19 protein-coding genes are annotated in these 22,426 nt (G+C 56.3%); 12 read left to right on the plus strand and 7 right to left on the minus strand.

What is annotated here, in order from left to right:
• The first annotated feature begins 27 nt into the window (after positions 1–27).
• The 6 genes from F556_RS0124400 to F556_RS0124425 all read left to right on the plus strand — a co-directional run bounded on the left by F556_RS0124400 (position 28) and on the right by F556_RS0124425 (position 7,624).
• Entirely contained in the window at positions 28–2,385 is a 2,358-nt protein-coding gene (locus F556_RS0124400) for a heparinase II/III domain-containing protein (protein WP_020619626.1), read from the plus strand.
• Between the two features lie 37 nt (positions 2,386–2,422).
• Positions 2,423–3,805 (plus strand): FAD-dependent oxidoreductase, encoded by a 1,383-nt coding sequence (locus F556_RS35085; protein ID WP_020619627.1) that lies wholly within the window; start codon positions 2,423–2,425, stop codon positions 3,803–3,805.
• Between the two features lie 44 nt (positions 3,806–3,849).
• Positions 3,850–5,010 carry a galactonate dehydratase gene (gene dgoD / locus F556_RS0124410; RefSeq protein WP_020619628.1) on the plus strand — a complete coding sequence of 387 codons (1,161 nt, stop codon included), beginning with the start codon at positions 3,850–3,852 and terminating at the stop codon, positions 5,008–5,010.
• A gap of 25 nt (positions 5,011–5,035) precedes the next feature.
• Positions 5,036–5,788 carry an SDR family NAD(P)-dependent oxidoreductase gene (locus F556_RS0124415; RefSeq protein ID WP_020619629.1) on the plus strand — a complete coding sequence of 251 codons (753 nt, stop codon included), beginning with the start codon at positions 5,036–5,038 and terminating at the stop codon, positions 5,786–5,788.
• An 84-nt stretch (positions 5,789–5,872) separates the two neighbouring features.
• The gene (locus tag F556_RS0124420) at positions 5,873–6,409 is read left to right on the plus strand and encodes a TetR/AcrR family transcriptional regulator (protein WP_020619630.1); all 537 of its coding nucleotides are present in this window, start codon (positions 5,873–5,875) and stop codon (positions 6,407–6,409) included.
• Between the two features lie 93 nt (positions 6,410–6,502).
• The gene (locus F556_RS0124425) at positions 6,503–7,624 is read left to right on the plus strand and encodes an MFS transporter (protein ID WP_020619631.1); all 1,122 of its coding nucleotides are present in this window, start codon (positions 6,503–6,505) and stop codon (positions 7,622–7,624) included.
• Between the two features lie 9 nt (positions 7,625–7,633).
• On the opposite strand, the gene F556_RS0124430 is transcribed toward F556_RS0124425, so the two are convergent.
• Both F556_RS0124430 and F556_RS0124435 read right to left on the minus strand, forming a co-directional pair.
• Positions 7,634–8,089 (minus strand): hypothetical protein, encoded by a 456-nt coding sequence (locus tag F556_RS0124430; protein WP_020619632.1) that lies wholly within the window; start codon positions 8,087–8,089, stop codon positions 7,634–7,636.
• Between the two features lie 85 nt (positions 8,090–8,174).
• Positions 8,175–9,167 (minus strand): Gfo/Idh/MocA family protein, encoded by a 993-nt coding sequence (locus F556_RS0124435; protein ID WP_020619633.1) that lies wholly within the window; start codon positions 9,165–9,167, stop codon positions 8,175–8,177.
• Positions 9,168–9,384: 217 nt separating this feature from the next.
• Between F556_RS0124435 and F556_RS0124440 the strand changes: the two genes are divergently transcribed.
• Positions 9,385–11,583, plus strand: coding sequence for an alpha-galactosidase (locus F556_RS0124440; protein ID WP_020619634.1), 2,199 nt, complete (start codon positions 9,385–9,387; stop codon positions 11,581–11,583).
• A 638-nt stretch (positions 11,584–12,221) separates the two neighbouring features.
• On the opposite strand, the gene F556_RS0124445 is transcribed toward F556_RS0124440, so the two are convergent.
• Positions 12,222–12,920: a hypothetical protein gene (locus F556_RS0124445; RefSeq protein WP_020619635.1), complete on the minus strand. Its 699-nt coding sequence runs from the start codon at positions 12,918–12,920 to the stop codon at positions 12,222–12,224.
• A 138-nt stretch (positions 12,921–13,058) separates the two neighbouring features.
• Positions 13,059–13,889 (minus strand): AraC family transcriptional regulator, encoded by an 831-nt coding sequence (locus F556_RS36610; RefSeq protein ID WP_157272928.1) that lies wholly within the window; start codon positions 13,887–13,889, stop codon positions 13,059–13,061.
• A gap of 214 nt (positions 13,890–14,103) precedes the next feature.
• Here F556_RS36610 and F556_RS0124455 point away from each other — a divergent pair, with 214 nt between their 5' ends.
• Positions 14,104–14,991 carry a sugar phosphate isomerase/epimerase family protein gene (locus F556_RS0124455; protein ID WP_020619637.1) on the plus strand — a complete coding sequence of 296 codons (888 nt, stop codon included), beginning with the start codon at positions 14,104–14,106 and terminating at the stop codon, positions 14,989–14,991.
• 68 nt (positions 14,992–15,059) lie between these two features.
• The gene (locus tag F556_RS0124460; RefSeq protein WP_020619638.1) at positions 15,060–16,079 is read left to right on the plus strand and encodes a Gfo/Idh/MocA family protein; all 1,020 of its coding nucleotides are present in this window, start codon (positions 15,060–15,062) and stop codon (positions 16,077–16,079) included.
• A gap of 57 nt (positions 16,080–16,136) precedes the next feature.
• On the opposite strand, the gene F556_RS0124465 is transcribed toward F556_RS0124460, so the two are convergent.
• On the minus strand, positions 16,137–17,474 hold the full coding sequence (locus F556_RS0124465; RefSeq protein ID WP_020619639.1) for a BclA C-terminal domain-containing protein: 1,338 nt from the start codon (positions 17,472–17,474) through the stop codon (positions 16,137–16,139).
• 273 nt (positions 17,475–17,747) lie between these two features.
• Positions 17,748–18,512: a DODA-type extradiol aromatic ring-opening family dioxygenase gene (locus F556_RS0124470; RefSeq protein WP_020619640.1), complete on the minus strand. Its 765-nt coding sequence runs from the start codon at positions 18,510–18,512 to the stop codon at positions 17,748–17,750.
• A gap of 143 nt (positions 18,513–18,655) precedes the next feature.
• On the opposite strand from F556_RS0124470, the gene F556_RS0124475 reads away from it, so the two are divergent.
• Positions 18,656–19,585 carry an ArsR/SmtB family transcription factor gene (locus F556_RS0124475; RefSeq protein WP_020619641.1) on the plus strand — a complete coding sequence of 310 codons (930 nt, stop codon included), beginning with the start codon at positions 18,656–18,658 and terminating at the stop codon, positions 19,583–19,585.
• Complete coding sequence (locus F556_RS0124480) at positions 19,582–20,451, plus strand: helix-turn-helix transcriptional regulator (RefSeq protein ID WP_020619642.1); 870 nt, start codon at positions 19,582–19,584, stop codon at positions 20,449–20,451. The genes F556_RS0124475 and F556_RS0124480 overlap by 4 nt, the downstream gene beginning before the upstream one ends.
• Positions 20,452–20,592: 141 nt before the next feature.
• Here F556_RS0124480 and F556_RS0124485 read toward each other — a convergent pair whose 3' ends face one another.
• Complete coding sequence (locus F556_RS0124485) at positions 20,593–21,420, minus strand: aldo/keto reductase (RefSeq protein ID WP_020619643.1); 828 nt, start codon at positions 21,418–21,420, stop codon at positions 20,593–20,595.
• 198 nt (positions 21,421–21,618) lie between these two features.
• On the opposite strand from F556_RS0124485, the gene F556_RS0124490 reads away from it, so the two are divergent.
• Positions 21,619–22,392 (plus strand): DUF2087 domain-containing protein, encoded by a 774-nt coding sequence (locus tag F556_RS0124490; protein WP_020619644.1) that lies wholly within the window; start codon positions 21,619–21,621, stop codon positions 22,390–22,392.
• Positions 22,393–22,426 lie beyond the last annotated feature (34 nt).

Raw genomic sequence — 22,426 nt, forward strand, 5'->3', positions numbered from 1 at the left:
CATCGATTAGGCAGAAAGGGGATTCGTATGATTAACGTACCGATTAATGCAGCTGAGACGATACTGGAGCCCTTCTGGGATACAGGAGACTCCTACCCCGGTCATCAGAAGCTTTCACGGCTCACGCCTTACCGCATCACGTACGGTCTGGGCGCGATTGCCAAGGTGCATGACACCTGGAACGGGGTCCGGGTGGAGATTGAGCAGCAGTCTGAAGGCACGTATGCGGCCGAGCTGGAGCGCGACTGCGAGGTGAATATCGGCAGCTACGATGTTTTCCGCATCTTTGCCGCTGTCCCCCGCGAGATCGAGCTGGAAATTCACGGCGTCATTGACGGCGAGGAACGGCTTATCCTGCAGTCGCAGGGCAACGGGGCAACCGGTGAATATGACGGATCGTTGAGCGGTACCCGGTTAAGCCGGATTCGGCTGCGCTTCCGCAAGGATAGCGAGACGCCGCTGAGCGCGCATCTCTACTGGTTTGGGCTGGCCAATGCGGATCGGCAAGCCGAGCTGGAAGCGATGGAGAGTCCGTACAATGCCGCTTGGGAGGGCTGCTTCCGGGCGTCGTCCGACTTGGCGCCCGAAGCGGGACTCTACACGGATGCTGCCGAGCTGGAGGCACTGCGGCACAAGCTGGCGCAAGAGCCGTTCTGCAGTGTAATGGCAGAGATTCGCAGCGAGGCGGAGCAACTGCTGCTCAGCCAGCCGGAGCGCGAGATCGGGGTCTACTTTCCATTCCCCGATCGGCGCTTCCAGCGTGAACGGGATTATACCCGCGCGGATCTTGCGAGGCAGATGGAGACGGTTGCCTTCGCTGGTCTGATTGACGGCCGAGAGGATCTGCTGCGGATGGCCTGCCGGATGGCTCTCAGCGCGGCTCACAGCACATATTGGTGCGAGAGTATTATGGGTGTGATGCCAGGTGTGACCTGGCATCACCGCTCGTTCACCGAGTATACGGTGAGTCGGGCTTGTGCGACTGTTCTGGATTGGGCGGGGTCCCTACTGACCTGGCACGGGCGCAATATTATTATGGACGCCATTATTATGAAGGGGCTGCCGCGCATGGAGGCGGACTTCCGTACCATGGACTACATTTACGATAACAATCAGGGCTTCATGTTTAACTGGGGACGGGTAGCGGCGCTGCTCGTGCTGGTCCGTCGTTATCCGCGCTATGAGTCGGCAATTGTCCAGGCCGAGCGGGATCTGGAGGAGATGGTTGCAAGCTGCGTGCAGCCGGATGGCGGCATTCTGGAGGGACCGGTCTACTGGACGGCAATTTGTCAGTGCCTGTTCCCGACGCTGCAACTGCTGGCCCGCTACCGCGGCAAGACGCTGACGGAGTATGCTGGAGCCACGATTCGCTCGCTGGCCGCCTATGGGCTGACGATGCTCAGCGACCAAGGTCCCGGTCTGCGGATGTTGCCGGTCAATGATTCACCACACAGCGGGAGCGGGGCGCTCGGCATCAATCCGTTTCCTGTGAGCATGTTTGCCGGGCTGAGCGAGGACCCGGCATGGCAGCGGGCTTATACCCAACTGGATGTCGCATCACTTGGCATGAACCGCGTGTTTTTTTGTCTGATGGCACCTGAACGACAAGCCCAGTCGGGCCCTGTCGTTCCCGACGGCCTGCTGACGTTGGAGCATACCGGACAGACCTCGCTGTGGCGCACGACGCCTGATTTGGGGCGGATTCATCTGCATGTGACGAGCGGGCCCGTCTATTTTGCCCACTCCCATGGAGATCGGGGGGCCTTCATCCTGGAGGTGGGAGGGACACCAATCCTCATTGACCGGGGCATTCTTACCTATAACAACGCCTACGGGTCGGAGATGCGCAAGAGCCGCTCGCACAACCTGCTCCAGCCGGAGGCAGAGGGGCGCATGCAATATGACCAGCCAGCAGAAGACTCTATCGGGGGTAAAGTGCTGCAAGCCAAACTGCAAGATGGGATGTTCGAGTACTGCACCGATACGACTGCGGCCTGGGAGCCGAATGTATTCGAGCGTTGCACACGCTCGATTCATTCGGATTCGTCGTATGTCTACCGCATCCGGGATACGGTGCGCTATGTCCGGCCGACGGCCTCCAGCTTCCGCTTGAACACGTATGGATTGGTCTCCAGGCGCGGCGACCGCTGGATCATTCGCGAGGGTAATATCGAGATCGCGGTCATTCCTGAAAATTATACCCCCGTGTCGGACTTCTGCGGACCGGATCTGATTGGCTCACAGCGCGATCAGCACGGGGAGTATCGAGAGGTGAATCAGCTGCGGTTGTATATGGATCGGGCCGAGGCACATGATCTGGTAACACGGATCGAGATATCCCGGGTGGAATCGGAGGTTGTCAGTGCGGAAGAAGAGGCGGAATAAGCGACGCCTGCGCCGCAGCAAGGGAGGGGGAAATCCAGTGAAACAGGAGCAGGCAGAGGCCAAGAGCAAGACCAAGGCCAAGGCCAAGGACCAGGTCCAGAGGATGTATGGACAATTGAGCCTGCAAGAGCCCGGCCGCATCACCACCGTGGACGGCGACTATGATGTCGTCGTTTGCGGCGGCGGTCCGGCGGGATTTGCTGCAGCGGTGGCCGCGGGCAGACTCGGTGCGCGCGTGCTGCTTGTGGAAAAGGCGGGGGCGCTGGGCGGTGTATGGACCTCGGGCTTACTGTCGTTCATTATGGACAACGGCGGCAAAGGGGGCCTGCTCGCAGAGCTGCAGGAGCGGCTGCAGTTCTTGGACGGCTATCGGCTGCAGCCCCATCCTGCTTCGGACAGCGAATATGACGGCAGCCGTGATTTCACGTATGATGCCGAGGTTATGAAGCTGGTGCTGGAGGCCATGTGTGTGGAAGCTGGCGTGGAGCTGCTACTCCATACGCAGCTCTGCGGCGTCCTCCGTGAAGGCTCACATGTGACTGCGGTGCTGACTGAAGGACCCGGCGGCCGCCGCGCGGTAACAGGTCGGGTCTTCATCGACTGTACAGGCAATGGCGATGTGGGCGCTTATGCGGGCTGCAGCCACGAGCGTGGCCATCCGGTCACAGGCAAGACGCAGCCAGCGACATTATATGCCTTGGTCAGCGGCGGGCCGAAGCTGCCGCTCAGTTGGTTCCGAAGCGAGGAGAAGCAGGCATTCTATGATCTGCTGCGTAGTGTGGGGCGGGAGCCCAGCTACCGATTGCCCAGTCTGTTCGCGCTTCCGCACCCCGACCTGGTATGCCTGATGATTAATCATGAGTATGGTGTGCAATGCGATTCAGCAAGGCAGATCACAGATGCCACGGTGCATGCGAGGCGAGAACTGTTCGAAGCGGTGGCGGCGTTGCGTACCCACGAAGAATGGCAGAATGCCCGCATTGTTGCGACAGCCTCGCACATTGGACTGCGCGAGGGCAGAAGACTGGAGGGGCATTACCAGCTTACGGTCGATGATGTAGTGCAAGGCGCGCAGTTTCCTGATGGTCTATTCACGGTAACGCTTCCCGTCGATATCCACGATGTGACTGCGCATGAAGGCGAAGGAGCCGGTCGTGACGGCCTTGTGGCCCAGCCCTACCAGATCCCGTACCGGGCGCTGATTGCCACAGCGGTGGACAATCTGGCCATGGCGGGACGCTGCATTAGCGGCGATTTTTATGCGCATGCTTCGTACCGGGTGACCGGCAATTCCGTCGCCATGGGGGAGGCAACCGACATTGCTTCAGCCTGGGCAGCGTTACAGGGACTGCCGTTGGTGGAGCTAAGCGGCACGGCGGTCGCAGCGGAGATGCGTCAACGAGGATACACGGGAGCTTGAATCACCAGCAACATTTTGCGTCAGCTAGATAGGAGGGGATAATAATGAAGATTACGGATATGCGCACCTTTGTCGTGGACGGCTTCCGGACCAACTTCGTCTTCGTGAAGCTGTACACGGATGAAGGCATCGAGGGTGTAGGGGAGGCGACGCTGGAGTACAAGGAGCAGGCAGTGGTCGGCGCGCTGGAGGACCTGCGCCGGTACCTGGTGGGCAGGGATCCCCGGGAAATTGAGGCACACTACAGCGCGATCTATAGAGACGCATACTGGCGTGGAGGGGCGGTTCTGATGTCTGCACTGAGCGGCGTGGAAATGGCGATGTGGGACATCTGCGGCAAGGCGCTTGGCGTGCCTGTCTATCGTCTGATGGGTGGAAAGGTGAGAGAGAGCGTCGAGGTGTACGCAAACGGTTGGTTCGCCGGGGCCAATCAGCCCGAAGTGTTCGCTGAAAAAGCGCAGGAGGCGGTAGAGCGTGGGTTCTCCGGACTGAAATGGGACCCTTTCGGGAGCGCCTATATGACGATTGGCAGAGCTGAGCTGAAGCATGCGCTGCGCTGTATCGAAGCGGTTCGCACCGCAGTCGGCGATGGCATCGATCTGTATATTGAAGGTCACGGCCGCTTCAACGTGCCGACGGCGCTGACCATAGCTCGGGAGATTGCCTGCTTCAAGCCAACATGGTTCGAGGAGCCGATTCCGCCGGACAATGCCGATGCCCTGGCCGAGGTGCGCCGGCAATCGCCGGTAGCGATTGCCGGCGGGGAGCGCATCTACACGCGCTTCGGATTTCGCGAGCTGCTGGAGAAGCGGGCCGTCGATTATGTCCAGCCAGATGTGAGCCACGCGGGCGGCATCAGCGAGACTCGTAAGATCGCCGCGATGGCCGAAGCGTATCACCTGCCGTTTGCACCCCATAATCCTAGCGGGCCAGTTGCCAATGCAGCGACGCTGCAGCTCGCCGCATGTACACCGAACTTTCATATTCTTGAGATTATGGCTACCGATGTGCCTTGGCGCGGCGAGCTGACCGACGAGCGGCTGTTGTTCTCCGGGGGCCTGATGCACATTCCTGATGCGCCGGGATTGGGCATTGAACTGGATGAAGACGCAGCGCTGAGATTTCCTTATGCTGCGCATGATTTACGGCATTACAATGGAGAACTGACCGCCATTCGTCCACCGCAGAGCAAACCCTATTTTTAGCGTATATGTGACAGGAGGACTACAGGTGAAGGAGTATCACGGCAAGGTAGTGATGGTTACCGGTGCTTCGCAAGGGCTAGGAAAGGCAATGGCGGAGGCCTTCGCCGAGCGAGGTGCTAAGCTCATCGTGAACAGCGTGGATCCGCCGGAGGTGCTGGAGGCGTTAGTCTCTGAGCTGCGGGCAAAAGGGGCGGCTTGCGAGGGGATAAGGGCAGACGTGAGCAAGGAGGAGGAAGTGGCGGACCTGTTCGCCCGCACTGCATCTGTGTTTGGTCGCCTAGATGTCTTGATCAATAACGCAGGCATCAGCCGTGCGGAGGCCCTAAGCGAAATCACGATGCAGAGCTGGGAGGAGGTGCTGGCTGTCAATCTGACGGGCACGTTTCTCTGCTGCAAGCACGCCATGCCAATGATGCAAGAGCAGCGCTCGGGCCGGATTATCCAGATTGCTTCGGTCGTGGCGCAGCAGGGCGCGCTGTATGGTCACGTCCACTACGCCTCCAGCAAGGCCGGACAGCTCGCCTTCACCAAAACATTGGCCCGGACAGCCGCTCCTTACGGCATCACAGTGAATGCCATTGCGCCGGGTATCATCGAGACGGAGCTGCTGCGTAGCACCCTGGGGAATCAGAAAATAGAGGCGCTATCGTCTTCCGTTCCGCTTGGTCTGGGCAATCCCCGGGATATCGCGGCAGCGGCCCTGTTTCTTGCCAGTGAAGGAGCAAGGTATATTACGGGCGCTACCCTGGATGTCAACGGCGGTATGCATATGCGTTAAGCCATCTGCCCAACGAGAGTGGCAATGGTGCTCCACTTCTGATATGCTATCTAGAGCGAACATTCTATCTAAGGTGGAGGACCAATGAGTCAAAAACGAGCCGACTTAATCAGGACCGCTGAGCATTTGTTTTACCAGAATGGTTTCCACGCAATTGGCATCAAGCGGATTGTAACGGAGTCGGGTATTGCCACAATGACGTTGTACAATCACTTCGCCTCCAAGGAGGAGTTGATTATCGAAGTTCTTCAGCAGCGGGAAAGCAGGTACCTGGATCACTTGCATCGGCACCTCGGAGGGGCCGGCGAAACAGGAAGTATGCTGAAGAAACTCTGCCATGCGCATGGGCTGTGGCTACAACGGCACGAGCAGCGGGGGTGCCTGTTCCTGCGGGCAAAGGAAGAGTATAACGGTGACGCGGAGCATCCAATTGTTCAACTGGTGGATAAGCACAAGCATACGCTGCAGGAGTGGATTCATAACTTGCACGCAGACATTACGTTTAATCAGGCATTGCAGGCTACCCTGTTGATGGAGGGAGCGACTGCCTTGGCAGAGACGTCGGGTGCCGGGCAAGCTAGCGAGCAGTTGGAGATGATCGCTGAGCAAATGTTTGCATAATTGAACAAACGGACAACCGGGGCTCCTCCCAGCGGCCCGGCTTTTTTTTAATTGGTAGTATAATGATCGTTCTATCTAGATGGGAGTGCTGTTATGAAACGTATTGTACTGACCGGCACGGTCTTTATTGCCATCACCTATGCGCTGGGAAGGTTCAGCTATGGATTGTTTATGCCCGAGATTAGCGCCGCGTTGAGGCTCTCCGAAGCGAGTAGCGGATCGATAGCTTCAATGGCCTATGCGGGCTATTGTCTAGCCCTCCTTACGGCTTCATCTCTTGTGCGGTGGGGCGGCGGCCGGGGGACGCTGCAGCTTGCGGGTGTTTGTGTACTACTGGGTTTGCTGCTGATTGGCACAGCAGGTCATGGGTTGAGTCTGGCCGTCGGGCTCGCACTGACAGGCTTGAGCTCAGGCTGGGCCTCTCCCGCTTATGGGGAGGTGGTCCATTCTGGCCTACAGCCCGAACAACACGGCCGGGGCAATGCCTGGATCAATAGCGGGACTAGTTGGGGACTGGTTGTGCTGGGACCCATTGCGTACTTCTTTAGTGCAGAATGGCGCTTCGCCTACTTGGGATTTGCGGTGCTTGCAGCCTTAGCAATTCTCATGCAGTGGAGACTTCTTCCTCAAGCACGGGCACAAGAAAACCGGTCAGCTCCCGGGGTGCCGAGCCGATTGTGGCGCACGGGCGGCAGATTAATGGGGGCCGCATTTGCGGTGGGGGCGGCTTCGGCCGTCTACTGGACCTTTGCCCGCAGCATGTGGCAAGCCTGGCACGGACTTACGGGCGACAGCGCCGCTTTCCTGTGGCTGCTAATGGGCGTGTCCGGCATTTTGGGTGGCTTTGCGGGTGTGGTGGTGGAACGTTTCGGCCAAGGGGCAGCATATCGCTGGGGTGTAGGGATTCTGATGCTATCCATCTGTGGAATCACATTGTCCGGGCTGCCGGTTCTTATGTTGTCTGCTATTTTGTTCGGGATTGCTTATATATTCTTGACGGGTATATTTATTGTATGGGGGACGAGATGCTTTCCCCGGCATGCCGCCTTCGGTATTAGCCTAGCTTTTCTGATGCTTGGGGTAGGCCAGTTCGGGGGGAGCATGGCCGCTGGTGTACTCATTGAGGCCACTTCCTATGCGGTCGCCTTTCTGAGCTTTGGCCTCTTCGGACTGGCGGGTCTCGCCATTCGTCCAACCGTGCCAAGAAGTGACTAGCTGCCGCGGTTAGTCCCAATTATTGAACACCAGATCCTCTACGGATCTCGGCTGCCAGTAACGCGCTTGCTTCAGCTCGGCAGCGTCCAGCCGGCTCATAACTTCCTGCGTCAGGTGCTCCTCCAGCATTTCATGACTGAGCAATGTATAACCGAGGGCGTTCGGGTCCCGGTAGAGCGAGTCCAGCTCGGCTTGCGTCAAGTAACCGAAATGGCTCTTTGGCGATTCCCGGCGAATGGCTGCGATCGGGTAATAGGCATTCAGAAAAAAGCTCCATTCCTCCTCGCCATAACGGACCAGAAACCAATAGTAGTTTTTGCCGGTCAGATCGATATCCTCCCATGTGAGCACGAGCTGTCCAGGATCTGTGCCGTGTACGAAGCTCAAGAAAGAATTGGCATGCAGCGGCGTAAGCCGTTGCCCTGGATCTGCGAAGCCGGTAATGCCGCGTTTGATGTAATCCAATGTAAAGTCACCTCGCTTTGATCGGGTAGAATAGGCACAGCAAAAGAGGGCGAAGGGGATGGCCCCTTCAGCCCTCATGCTGTTCTTAAGCCTGATCGGCCTCGTAACGTAGTCCCCATTGGGCGCGAATGGCGTCCAGCGTTCCCATGATGGCTTGCGTCTCCGCTAGCGGCATGATGTCCGACTCCAGCTTGCCAGCGCGAATGGCCTGCATGGCTGCCTCCGCCTCGAAATTATAGCCTTGCATCTCACGACCGTCGTTAAAGTGCTCGGGATCTTGTCCGCTCACATGCAGTGATGCTGACTTGCCGAACAGGAAGTTCGGGATATGGATATAACCTTTCGTACCGTAAATATAGGCGTCATTCACCATCCCCAATTGCACCGCGCTGTTCAGGACAGCGGACCGTCCGCCTTCATACTCGAAGAGCAGGGAGAACTGCTCATCAACCCCTGTCTTGCCAATGTTAGCTACGCTTTGAATCGATTTTGGCTGTGTGCCAAAAATCATCGATGCAAAGGAAACCGGGTAGATGCCAGCATCGAGCAAAGCACCGCCGCCTTTATTGGGATCCAGCAAGCGGCTCTCGGGCTGCCAGCCAATGTTGAAGCCGAAATCAGCCTTCAGCATCCGAACCTCGCCAATCTTCTCACTCGCCAGCCATTCTCTAACCTTGACGATTGGGGGCAGGAAGCGGGTCCACATGGCTTCCATCAGGAAGACATTGTTTTCTTTGGCGACCTGGATCAGCTCGGCGGCTTCGGCTTCGTTCATCGTAAATGGCTTCTCGCAGATGACCGCTTTGCCGGCACGCAACAGGATAAGTGCATTATCTTTATGTACAGGATGCAAGGTGCCGACATACACGATCTGAACGTCCGAATCCTGGGCCAGCTCCTCAAGGCTTCCGTAGGCGCGCGGGATGTTAAATTCCTGGGCGAAGGCTTCAGCTTTGTCTGCGCTTCTGCCGCCTACCGCCAGTAGTTCTGCCCCTTCGGCGAACTTCAGATCCGTGGCAAATTTCTTGGAAATGTTGCCTGGACCGAAGATGCCCCATTTCACTACTTCGACTGTCATGGCTGTCTTTCAGCTCCTTTTTTGAATTCAATTCTTGTTCCTGTATAATACTTTACCACAGGAGTGTCGTCTCGTGTGCAGTGCTCGTTTTTTGCATAAGAAAAACTACATTTGTCCATATATCCGCCGCTTTTCGCCATGTGCCCCCGCCCATCAGAATCGCTATAATGAAGACGTATGAACCGATTATACTATTCACATTTCGTAGGAGGTTTTTATGCCTATCCATTTCGATAAAGAATCGCGAGTCTTTCATCTGTCCAACGAACGGATCAGCTATGTGCTGCAGCTTGTCAAAACGGGTGTCCCTGCTCACGTTTACTGGGGACGCAAGGTCAAGGATGGCCAACTGGCAACCCTGATTCCTTATCAAGAGCGTAGCTCCTTCTCCCCGAACCCATTCGCGGAGGACCGCACGGTCTCGTTTGATGCCTTGCCGCTAGAGTATCCGGTCTATGGCACGGGCGATTTCCGTCATCCAGCGTATCAGGTACAGCTGCCAAACGGTTCGACGATTACCGAAGCTGTCTATCGCACGCATCGCATCTATGCTGGCAAACCGCAGCTGGAAGAACTCCCTGCTACGTATGTCGAGCAGGACGGCGAAGCCACAACGTTGGAGCTGGATCTAGTGGATGAGCAAGCGGGCTTGTCCATTACACTGATCTATACGATCTTCGAACAGCTGGATGTGATTGCCCGCTCGGTTCGTTTTGCCAATGAAGGCGGCGGCAACCTGAAGCTGCTGACAGCGCTCAGCGCTGGCGTGGACTTCCGTACCTCCGATTATGAAATGGTGCATCTGGCAGGTGCCTGGGCCAACGAGCGTCATATGCAACGACGGCAGCTCGCACCAGGCTTGCAGAGCATCGGCAGCAGCCGTGGCTCCAGCAGTCACAACCACAATCCGTTTGTGGCATTGCTGCAGAATGGTGCCGATGAGGATCATGGCGATGTGTATGGCTTCAGTTTGGTGTACAGCGGCAACTTCACCGCACAGGTTGAGGTGGAGCAATACGGGACAACCCGGGTGACGATGGGGATTAATCCGTTTGACTTCAGCTGGCTGCTGGAGCCGGGCGAGTCCTTCCAGACGCCGGAGGCTGTGCTGGTCTATTCGGCCGAGGGACTGGGCGGCATGTCGCGCACGTATCACCGGCTGTACCGGACACGGCTGTGCCGGGGCGAGTTCCGCGACAAGAGCCGTCCGATCCTGGTCAACAACTGGGAAGCGACGTATTTCAACTTCAACGCCGACAAGATCGAGCAGATCGCCAAGGCGGGCAGTGAGCTGGGCATTGAGTTGTTCGTGCTCGATGACGGCTGGTTTGGCAAGCGCGACAAGGATAACAGCTCGCTGGGTGACTGGGTCGTAGACCGCGCCAAGCTGCCGGGCGGCCTGGATGATCTCGCGCAGCGGGTGCGCAACCTGGACATGCAGTTCGGCCTCTGGTTCGAGCCGGAGATGGTGTCGCCGGATAGCGATCTGTACCGCAAAAATCCCGACTGGTGCCTGCATGTGCCGGACCGTCGCAGAACCGAGGGACGCCAGCAGCTGATCCTGGACTTCTCGCGTCCAGAGGTATGCGAGGCCATCCGCACGATGGTGGCGGATATTCTGCGCAGCGCGCCGATCACTTACGTCAAGTGGGACATGAACCGCAATATGACGGAGATTGGCTCGGCAGCACTGCCAGCAGAACGTCAACGCGAGACGGCGCATCGCTATATGCTGGGACTGTACAGTGTGCTGGAGCAGCTGACGTCGGAGTTCCCGCACATCCTGTTCGAGAGCTGCTCGGGCGGCGGCGGACGCTTCGACCCGGGTATGCTCTACTACATGCCGCAAACCTGGACGAGCGACAACACGGACGCGATCAGCCGTCTGCACATTCAATATGGTACATCGCTCGTATATCCGATCAGCTCGATGGGGGCGCACGTCTCGGCTGTGCCGAACCATCAGGTACACCGGATGACCTCGCTGGAAATGCGCGGCCTGGTGGCGATGTCCGGCAATTTCGGCTACGAGCTGGATCTGACGAAGTTCACGGAAGAAGAGCGTACGCTCGTCAAGCAGCAGGTAGAGCAGTACAAGGCTTTCCGTCCGCTCGCGCAATTCGGTGATTTCTACCGTCTGCGCAGCCCGTTCGAGGGCAACGAGGCAGCCTGGATGTTCGTCTCCGAGGACAAATCAGAAGCGGCCGTGTTCTACTTCCGCGTGCTGGCCCAGCCGAATGCGCCGTTTGCGTGGCTGCGCCTCAAGGGGCTGCTGCCGGAGGCGGATTACGCGCTGGCGGGTGAGGAAGCGGAGGCAGCCGTGTACGGCGGGGACCATCTGATGTACGCTGGCCTGCAAGTACCGCGCCTGACCGGAGACTACCAGGGCCACATGTGGCATTTCAAGCGGAAGTAACTCATATAGAGACATGAGAGAAGCCTGTCGGGGCAAGGGGCCCGGCAGGCTTCTTTTGCTGTGCGATGTGGCGGAACCATGTAACCTGACTCACTCCCAAGCACCCGAAGCACCCGGTAGAGCCAACCCCTGCACCCTAGTAGAGTCAACTCTTACAGTCACACCACATGCGTAGGAATAACTGCCGAAAGGCAGGTGAAAGAGCTTGTCAGGCCCACCTCGGTGTGTAATAACAGCCAAAAGGCAGTTGGATGTAGTCGAAGGCGAGCCACGGGGCGAAATAACTACCAAAAGGCAGTTGGATGCAGCAGCTGACTAGCCCCTTCGCCCAATTACTTCCAAAAAGCAGCAGGATGGGCCGGTGACTTGGTCAGAAGAGGGGGCGCACTCGGGGCATCGATAGTTGGTGACAACTTAACGCTCAGTGAATATGGGAGCATGGAGACAAACACGAAAAATCGCATATATTTGGCGGAAATCGGCAGATTTTCGTAAATAAACACGATATTTCATATATATTTGTCCAAAAGTTGTGATTCTCGCGAAATATACTCGAAAATTCGTGTTTATTGCTGGCTCGCTTTGCTTCATCCGTAGGGTTACCGAGACTCCACGATAATCCGCCAGATAACGCGAGATTAATGGTCGGGAAGCGGATCTTGAACGGGTTCACCGCATTTGATGGGCATTTGCTCCGTTACACCAGTCAAATCGGAGGCGAAATCCACAGGGGCGTCGCCGGATATTAGCTGAATCCGTTCGATAAACCTCTGCTTATCCAGGATTTGCGTCGTCGCAGCCCTTTCTCCTGGCGCGGGCTGGAGCTCGGACATACTGACGTCTACGAAGCCCATTTTCTCAACCGTCTCGTTGCCCAAGTCCTTGTACATATTGCTCTCTTCCCCCTGAATCCAATAGAGGTTGGGATAATGCTCGGATGATGGGCCGACGGCTTTTTTCAGAAACAAAATATACCGATCCCCTTGCTCGAACAAGGGATTATCATTAAACAACATGCGATCGTTTCCTTGCTGCATCACATGAATGACGTCCGACTCCAACCCGTGATCCTGCTTTTGGGTGCTTACGATATGTGCTTCGAAAATACTTTTTGGCGTGGGATGAGAGAGTCCGTCATCTTGCTTCTCGATGATCTCAACCTCAACGATTAGATCGGCCAAGGCTACACCTTCCTCGAACGGGAACACTTCCACTCCGCCATAAAATGATGATTGGTATTCACTCACACTCTGCTCCGGCAGACTCACCTGACCAGCCTCAGACGCGCCTCCCAGCAAGAGCGGGACGGCCAACAGACACACAGCTAGCTTACGCATGGCACTCAACCTCCTTCTAGATAGGCTGCGAGCAGCACTGTCCTTGTAGACGTGCCTATACCCGCTAAGGTTTCACTCCTTTCCCACATTTAGGTATATATCAAAAAAACTGAGCCGCGCTTCCCGCAGGAAACGGACTCAGGCTTTGCGGACGGCGCTTGGTGTACACCGCTTTAGACGCTTGAACATGCGGCCGAAATACGTGAGGTTGCTGTAACCGACACGCTCTGCCACTGTGGCGACCGGGTCGTCGCTCTCCAGCAGCAGCCGATGGGCTTCGTTGATTCGCAGCAGGTGCATGTAATCAATGAGCGAGGTGCCAGTCAGCTGTTTGAATCGTTTGCAGAAATGGTTGGGACTAAGGCTGACGCGAGAAGCGGCATCCGCGACAGTCATCGGTTCATGATAGTGCTGGCGAATATGGAGCAGCAGCTCGGTGAACGGGTGGTCCACATGAGGCCGGTGCGCGCCGGGTGCTTCCTGCTGCCGGGAGTATCGGAACATCAAGCCGAAGATCCGGTAGAGCTCTGCCTTGACGAACAGTTCGAAGCCGGGAGGCTTGGATTTGAACTCGGTGACGAGCGCCCCGAATGCCTGACTGACGGGAGCCGTGAACGGATTGTCCTGCTTCAGCAGCTGAGGCAGCTCCATCCGATGGTTGAAGTAGGGGGTAAAATAGTCCATCTCTGTACTGTCCAGTCCGCCGCTCCGTACGAGCACCTCGTTAAAAACGATACAGACCATCTGCGTGTCTGGCTCAAGCGCCTGGGCCGCGTGCAGCTGCCGGGAATGGACGATCGCCAGCTCCCCCTCATGCAGCTCGGAGTGAGCACCGTCGAGCTGAAGCTGGATGCGTCCGCTTTTGACATACAGCCATTCGATATGGTCGTGCCAGTGCGGCGGGATGCGCGTTGTGAAGAAGACATTCATCGGAAACGTCTTATCAGGGAACATCGTTTGTTCCCGCAATGAGCGGTCGGTCAAGCAGATCGACTCCTTCCTCGATAGAGTGGCGAGTCCCGTACAATTTTCGCATGAATGGTCCTATTATATCGCAAGGTAACGGTTGCATTCCAGAGGGATGCGTAAAATCGTATGTATATTCAATAGAATTGTTTCTAGCTGCGATAGCAGGGTTGGAGTAGTATAAAGGGGACCAAAACAACGGATGGAGGTTCTAGAAATGGAACAGATAAGGATCGGCACACTGGTGGGCGGGGCGGACGCACCCCGGATTTTGCCGCAGATTATCCCGCATGGATTTGAATCGTTTGGCTTGACCTTCTGGCAGACGACAGGGAAGACCGATCTCTCGGAGCTTGCCAAGCGGGTGAGAGAGATTACGGAGGCGAATGATGTGATCATCTCGCATGTCGGCATTTTCGGTAACCCGCTTACGGGTGCCGACAACAATGCGGACACGCTGGCCAGCTGGGAGCGCCTGATCGATCATGCGGAAGACTTCGGGACGAATCTTGTAGCCGGTTTCACGGGCCGGATGCCGGGTTCCATCGACGAATCGATGACCCGTTACACGGAAGTGTTCGGGGAGCTAGCCAAGCGTGCCGAGTCGCGCGGGGTCAAGCTGGCTTTTGAGAACTGCGACATGCACGGCACCTGGAAAAGCGGCGAGTGGAACATTGCGCACAATCCGACGGCCTGGGAGATGATGTTCAATGCGGTGCCCATGGACAACATCGGTCTGCAGTGGGAGCCTTGTCACCAGATGGTCAGCCTGATTGACCCGATCCCGCAGCTCCGCAAATGGCTGCCGAAGATCTTCAACGTGCATGGCAAGGACGCAACCATCGCTTGGGATATCGTTCGGGAATATGGCATCCATGGCCCAAAACAATTTGTCTGGCATCGGACGCCGGGCTTCGGCGATACGAACTGGACCGACATTATTAGCATCCTGCGTCAGGGTGGCTACAACGGCTCCATCGATATCGAAGGCTTCCACGATCCCGTGTACCGTGACGAGTGGGAGATGACGGGTCAAGTGCATGGCCTGAACTATCTGAAAAACTGCCGGGGCGGCAACTTTATACCGAACCCAACCAAAGACTGAGCTTAGGCTTCCGAAGACAGTTTTCCTGTAGAAAACTCTGAGGCCTACTTTACGAAGGAGAGATAGGAATGACAAAGCATCGTATTGTGGTTGCTGGCTGCGGTGGCATGGCCAACCGGTGGGTGGACTACGCAAAAGCACGTGAAGGGGCCGAGATTGTTGGCCTGGTCGATTTGTATGAAGCATCCGCTCTCAAGCTGGCAGAGCGTAAAGAGCTGAATGTACCGGTCTTCACGGATCTCACGGCTGCTTTGAACGAAACGAAGGCTGATCTGGTGTTTGACGTGACAATTCCAGCTAGTCATAAGGCGATTGTCACGACGGCTCTGGAAGCTGGATGCAACGTGTTCGGTGAGAAGCCAATGGCCGAGTCGTTGGCCGATGCGCGGGAGATTACGGAGGTGTCCAATCGGACCGGCAAACGCTACAGCGTCATGCAAAATCGGCGTTATAATCCACGCATCCGTGCGCTGAACAAGCTGGTAGCGGAAGGTGGGCTGGGGCAGCTGGGGGCGGTACATACCGACTTTTTCATCGGGGCGCATTTCGGGGGCTTCAGGGATGAGATGGCCAGTCCGCTCATTATCGATATGGCGATTCATACCTTTGATCAGGCCCGTTTCATTACGGGAGCAGATGCCGTATCTGTATACTGCCATGAGCATAATATGCCGGGCTCGTGGTACAAGGGCGACGCTTCGGCGGTATGTATCTTCGAGATGAGCGACGGATCGGTGTTCACCTATCGCGGTTCCTGGAGCGCCGAAGGCTTCGGTACGGCCTGGGATGCGGACTGGCGTGTCATCGGGAGTAAGGGCACAGCGAGATGGGATGGAAGAACGGATGCGGTGGCGGAGCTGGTGGATACGTCAGGGAAGCCAGGCTTTACCGCGAACACGGTATCACATACGCTGGCGCCTGACTGGGATGGCCGACTGGAGCATGAGGGGTGTCTGGACGAAATGTTCGCTGCCTTGGAGGCAGGGCGTCCGGCGGAGACCGACAGTCTGGATAATATACGCAGTATGGCGATGGTGTTCGGGGCCGTGGAAAGTGCCAAGACGGGTCGCAAAGTTAATCTTAGCTAAAGCGAAACTGCCCGCTTTCGTCGATGACGAGAGCGGGCAGTTGCTGTGTAGGAAGGATTAATCAGCTAGCTTGAGGATGGTTAAGGAAGCACCTGTGTCCGCCAGATTTGCTACTCCCAGCAGTCCGTACAGCTGAAGAGATAGGGTGTCGCCTGCGGTTAATCGGACGATCACGTCACGGCTGAAGGATTGACGTGACACCCATGGGTTGATCTGGCTCGGGGCAAGTGGGGCTCCGTTCACTGTGAGGCGTGTTCCCATGAGCAGGCTGGCTGTAAGATCTATCGTATAAGACAGGTAGTACGCACCGCTCTCAGGGATTGTAAACGTCGTGCTGCTACCATCTACAGTTACACCAGACAGCTCACGATTCTGGGATAATGGAACCGAGGTTCCGCCCAAAACAACAGCAATTACTGAGTTGCTTTGCGTAGCAAAGCCATACGTCCCCGTAGCCCCGCCCCCGGTTCCTGGAGGTCCTTGAGGGCCCTCAGGTCCGGCCGGTCCGGCAGGGCCCTGAGAGCCGGTCTCGCCGGTGTCACCTTTTGGTCCTTGTGGACCGGCAGGACCAATCGGCCCGATATCGCCGTTATCGCCTTTAGGTCCCGCAGGACCAGCAGGCCCTGTAACGCCGTCCACTCCACTTGGACCCTGAGGGCCAGTGTCGCCTGTATCGCCTTTGGGTCCCGCCGGTCCGGCTGGACCGGCAGGCCCCGTAACGCCATCCGCTCCACTTGGTCCCGCAGGACCAGCTTCACCCGTGTCACCTTTCTCGCCCTGCGGCCCCTGTGGGCCGGCAGGCCCTGCAGCGCCAGGCGAGCCTGACGGACCACTTGGTCCGCTCGGGCCAGCGGGACCGGCAGGTCCCTGTGGTCCTGCCGGTCCTTGCGGTCCAGCAGGCCCCTGCGGCCCAGCTGGGCCGGTCTCTCCTTGAGGTCCCGGTGCTCCGGGAGTTCCGGTGTCTGGAAGTGTGACGTTAACGCTCTGCGACGTCGGATTCCATTCGATGCCGACGCCGAACGTCTCTGCCAGGAATCGTACTGGAACCATGACGCGATCGGATTGCAATCTTGCAGGCTCCGGCAAAGTTACGGTAGATGTGCCAGCTGTACTTTGAACAGTCGCAGAGGATTGTCCCACTACAAGCGTAACAGTCAGGTCACCCTTGGTAATGGTTACTGTTTGTCGCGGGCCATCCCATTGCAGCTCAGCTCCCACGGTATCGGATACATACTTAAGTGGAATCAACACGGAGTTGTTGACCATAATCGGCTGTGCCTCTGTCTGCAGCGGTTGACCATTCACCTGAAGCGAGATCGCGCTGACCGGAGCCGCGATGAGGCTGAGCCCGAGCGTTACGGTAAGGGCACAGGCTATGAATTTGTTTTTAAACATTCGTTTCCTCCTTGAATTATGTAGAGTTAGTTTTTTACAGGATTGTCTACTACTGTTTTACACGAGCTTGCCCCCACTGAAACCATTTCCGTTGCCATCATACGACATGTGCTGACAAATATTCTGTAACCCAGACTACACTTTTCAAAAGAGTTTCCCTGCCGGATCGATGAGATGGGTGGAGCACAAAGCAGATGTGTAGTAAAATAGATGAACGAAGGCATACAACGAAACACCGCGCACCCATTCCAGGTGCGCGGTGTTTGAGGGTCTTTAAAATTCCACAGCGAGGTAACTCAGATTGCCATGATCGTAGCTACGGTGCAGGACCGTTCCCGTCGCAGCCGGGCCACCGCTTCCCAGAGCTAGCAGCAGAGGGACAAAATGCTCCGGACGGGGTACTGCGCGGGCGGCATCTGGTGCCAGCTCCATGTAGGCGGCGATGTCCTCGCGGGCGCCGCTGCTGATACGCTCGATTAACCAGTCGTCAAAGGCACTGGCCCAAGCGTCGGTGTCTTGCGCGCCGAACCTGACTTGCCGCAGGTTATGAACCGTGGCGCCGCTGCCGATCACGAGAATATCCTCTTCTCCAAGGCCGTAGAGCGCCTCGCCGATCCGCAGCTGCTCTTCTGCAGGGAGGAAGGGATGGACGGACAGCTGAACGACGGGAATATTGGCTTCGGGGTAGATTCGTCGCAGCAGTGTCCATGTCCCATGGTCGAGGCCGCGCTCGGTATCGAACGCAGCAGAGATGCCAGCTGTTTCGAAGCGGGAACGAACCATCTCGGCGACAACCTTGCTGCCCCGGGCTGGATAGGTGAGCGAGAGCAGCTCAGGAAACCCGCCAAAATCATAGATGGTGTCATAGATCTCGTCCATGGAGGAGATGGTTAAGGTCTGCGCTTCCCAGTGAGCAGTGAAAATGACGATGGCTTTGGGCTGGTAACGGCTGCCCAATTGATCGAGGAAGCGGGTATATTCGGTAGTTTCAATGGCGATATAAGGGGAGCCGTGACTCAGGAACAACGATGGGATCATGATAAAGGCCTCCAGGCTTGTTTATTAGCTTACTTAAAGTAAGTATATAACCTGAGTATCTCGGCGTCAACTGAGAAAAGAGTTTTACATTTGTGCCGGGATCAATTAATATTTGTATTAATTCTTTCAAGGGAGCTGCACGTATGAAAGCAGATATCAGCCGGGCATCGCTGCCGGTGTTCGAAGCGCTCGCCAGCGAAGTTCGTTTGAATATCATACGCCTGCTCGCCGAACGGGGTCCGATGCACAACAAGGAAATCGCCGCGGCACTGGGGCTTAGCGGCGCCATTATGACGATGCATGTAGGCAAGCTGGAAAAAGCAGGCCTCATCCGCTCGCAAATGGAGCGCAAGGGCGGCAGTACCTACAAGTATTGCACGCTTGTCGTAGAGCATTTGTCCGTCGAGTTTCCTCATACCTCCCAGCCTGAGAAGCGCTCGGTCTATGAGCATGCGATTCCGGTTGGACATTATACCGATATCGAAGCGTGGCCAACCTGTGGTTTGGCTGCCCTCGACAAAATGATCGGTCAGTATGACGATCCGAGATATTTTTTTGAACCCGAGCGTACACAGGCGCACTTAATCTGGTTCAGCAGGGGGTATGTGGAGTATAAACTGCCCAATTACCTGCTGCACGGCCAACAGGCCGAAGAAATTGAGGTCTCGTTCGAGATCGGCTCGGAGGCTCCGGGTTACAATGATCAGTGGCCATCAGACATTGCTTTTACATTAAATCATACGCTGCTTGGTCAATGGACGAGCCCTGGCGATTACGGAGATACCCGCGGGCGTCTCACGCCTGATTGGTGGACGAGCGATAAGAACCAGTACGGTCTGCTCAAGAGCCTCCGGATTACGGGGGAAGGGACGTTTATCGACGGCCAGCAAATATCCTCTGTCACCATCAGAGACATCGAGCTTGACCGCAATCAATGGACCTTCCGATTCGAAGTGCCGCAGTCAGCCGCTCATGTAGGCGGATTGACGCTGTACGGCCGCGGATTCGGCAATTATGACCAAGACATCGTGTTTCGTATGTATTACAAGGAAGGGAAGCAACAACAACTATGAGTATATCGACCGACACGCCTCTTCTGACCTTTCTTGCCCCGCCCATGCCCTATCTGATTGATGCCGAGCTTCGGACTTACGAGGCTGGCGAGTCACATCCGGGACGAACGAAACGGGGCACCTTTGACTTGCTTTATGTGAGGGAAGGGACGCTGCATCTGCAAGAGGACAATTTCCGGATGGACGTGGAGGCTGGACAATACGTCATCCTGCGGCCGGACCGGCGTCATCACAGCAGCCAGGCTTGCGGAGTCAAGACGGTATTCGAGTGGCTGCACTTCCAGACGGCTGGCGAATGGGAGGAGCGAGGTTCTGCCGATACCCACGAAGATACGCTGCGGGGCGACCATTACCTCTATGCGCTTCATCTGCCCAAGCTGGCCCGAATCCGGGAAGCGCAGCGGGCGGCTGAGCTCATGCACCAGCTGAGGGATGCAGCGGAGGGCTCGGAGCAGACCGCGTTCTGGCAGCGTCAGCAGGGGTTTCAACTCCTGCTTCAGCTACTGGATGAGGAGTGGCGGGCCAATGATGCTCCAACCTCGCTCGGTGTGGCCGAACGGGCAGCTTCCTATTTGAAGCGGCTGTACCGCAGTCAGATCAGCAATAGTCAGCTCGGAAGCGAGCTGGGATTGCATCCCAACTATATTGCCCGCTGCATGCTGGAGGTATACGGCTTCACGCCCCAACAATTCCTGCTGCTGTACCGGATGGATCAGGCCAAGCTGTTGCTGGTCAAAACGGATTATCCGGTGGCCCGCGTAGCCGAAGAGACGGGTTTTCGCCAGACGCCTCATTTCTCGCGTACCTTCTCGGAGCACGCTGGCCTGTCTCCGCTGCAATACCGCAAACAGTTTACGGACCGCTAATCACCTGAACGATAATCAAGCTCGCATCCTGGAGGAGGCGAGCTTTTTTTAGTTTTATCAGGTTATTGGATTGGAGCTTGCGGGCGTCGTCAAAGGACGGCGTAGTCGGAACATATGCCCCCTATCCATCCGAGTTGCCGTTTAGAAATTAAAGTTATCCGGATCCGGTCCGAAGCGGCGGTTCTGATTAAGCCCGTTGATCCACTCCATCTCCTCCTGGGTCAGAGAGAAGTCGAAGATATTGGCGTTTTCCTTGATCCGCTCTTCATGGGTCGACTTGGGAATGGTGATCACGCCATGCTGCAGATCCCAGCGCAGGACGATTTGGGCTGCCGTTTTATCGTACTTATCGGCGAGCTCCTGCAATACCGGCAGGTCCAGATTCCCTTGCATGAGTGGACTCCAGGCTTCCAGCTGAATTTTATTTTCCCGGCAATAGGCTCGCAGCGGTTCTTGGGTGAGCAGCGGATGGAACTCGACCTGGTTCACCATAGGGCACACTTCGCAGCTGCCCATCAGATCGATAAGGTGATGCACTTGGAAGTTGCTGACACCGATGGCCCGGACCAGCCCATTGTTATAGAGCTTCTCCATTGCCCGCCAGGTATCCTTGTACTTGCCTTTGACCGGCCAGTGAATGAGGAGCAGATCCACGTACTCCAATCCCAGCTTTTGATTGCTGTTCTCGAAGGCAGCGAGCGCCTCTTCGTATCCTTGATCAGAGTTGAAGATTTTGGTCGTCACAAAAATCTCATCCCGGGGAACGCCACTATTGCGGATGCCGTCGCCTACGCCGGCTTCGTTTTTGTAGGCTGCAGCTGTGTCAATACTCCGGTAGCCATGGCGAATCGCAGCCTCAACCGATTGGACCACCTCATTGCCATCCTCGACCTTCCACACGCCCAGTCCCAGCCATGGCATCTTCACGCCGTTGTTTAGTGTAGTGTAATCTGCTATGGATTGTGTCATTGTAACTCCTCCTCCACGTTTTCACGGCTTACAGCCCACGCTGCAGTCGACTTTCTTTTATATACCCCGATTTCTTTTGTTTCAACACGTTCTCACATATCACTTGGGACATGAATCATGAGCAGAGAAATAGACCTTGAATAAAACCAAACAAAATTATATAATGTCTATAAAATAATCAAACAAAAGCAGGAAGTGATGGATTTGGAGTTGTCAGAACGCTTCTGGACGGTTTCATTGGAGACGCTTAAGAGGGGCTTTGATTATGATGAAATAGACGAGACGTATATCTGTTTGATCTGTGGTGAAGCGTACGCCGATGGTATGATCTATCCGCATGATGGACAGCTGCTGGAGGCCCGCCGCAGCGTCCGGGTGCACGTGGAGCAAGAACATGGGTCCATGCTTAGCTATTTGCTAAGTCTAGACAAAAAGGCAACCGGTCTAACGGATTTGCAGAAGGAACTGATCGCCTCGTTTGCCGCGGGACTAAGTGATGCGGACATCGTGAAGCAAGCAGGCAGCGGTACGACCTCGACCATTCGCAACCACCGTTTTGCCATGAAGGAACGGGCCAAGCAAGCGCGATTGTATCTCACCATTATGGAATTGTTGGAGGAGTCTGCCGAGGGAACAACCCGATTCTTGCCCATTCACCGGACGGCCACCCAAGTGGATGAGCGCTACGCGCTGACGGTGGAGGAGTACGATGCACTGATTCGCAAATATTTTCCCCAGGGTCCCGGCAGCACGATCACCGGCTTTCCCCGCAAAGAGAAGCGCAAACTGGCGATTCTCCGCCATATCACTGGCCGATTCGAGCGGCAGCGACAGTACACGGAGAAGGAAGTCAATGAGATTCTCAAGGGTGTCTACCCGGAGGACCACGTCACCTTGCGCCGCTATATGATCGAGTACGGGTTCATGGACCGCAACGACGATGGTAGTGCGTATTGGCTTAAAAACAAATAGCCGCAGGCTCGCAGGTGCTCTCAAAATAAAGCCT

The sequence above is a fragment of the Paenibacillus daejeonensis DSM 15491 genome, from assembly GCF_000378385.1.
GTDB classification, from domain to species: Bacteria; Bacillota; Bacilli; order Paenibacillales; family Paenibacillaceae; genus Paenibacillus_D; species Paenibacillus_D daejeonensis.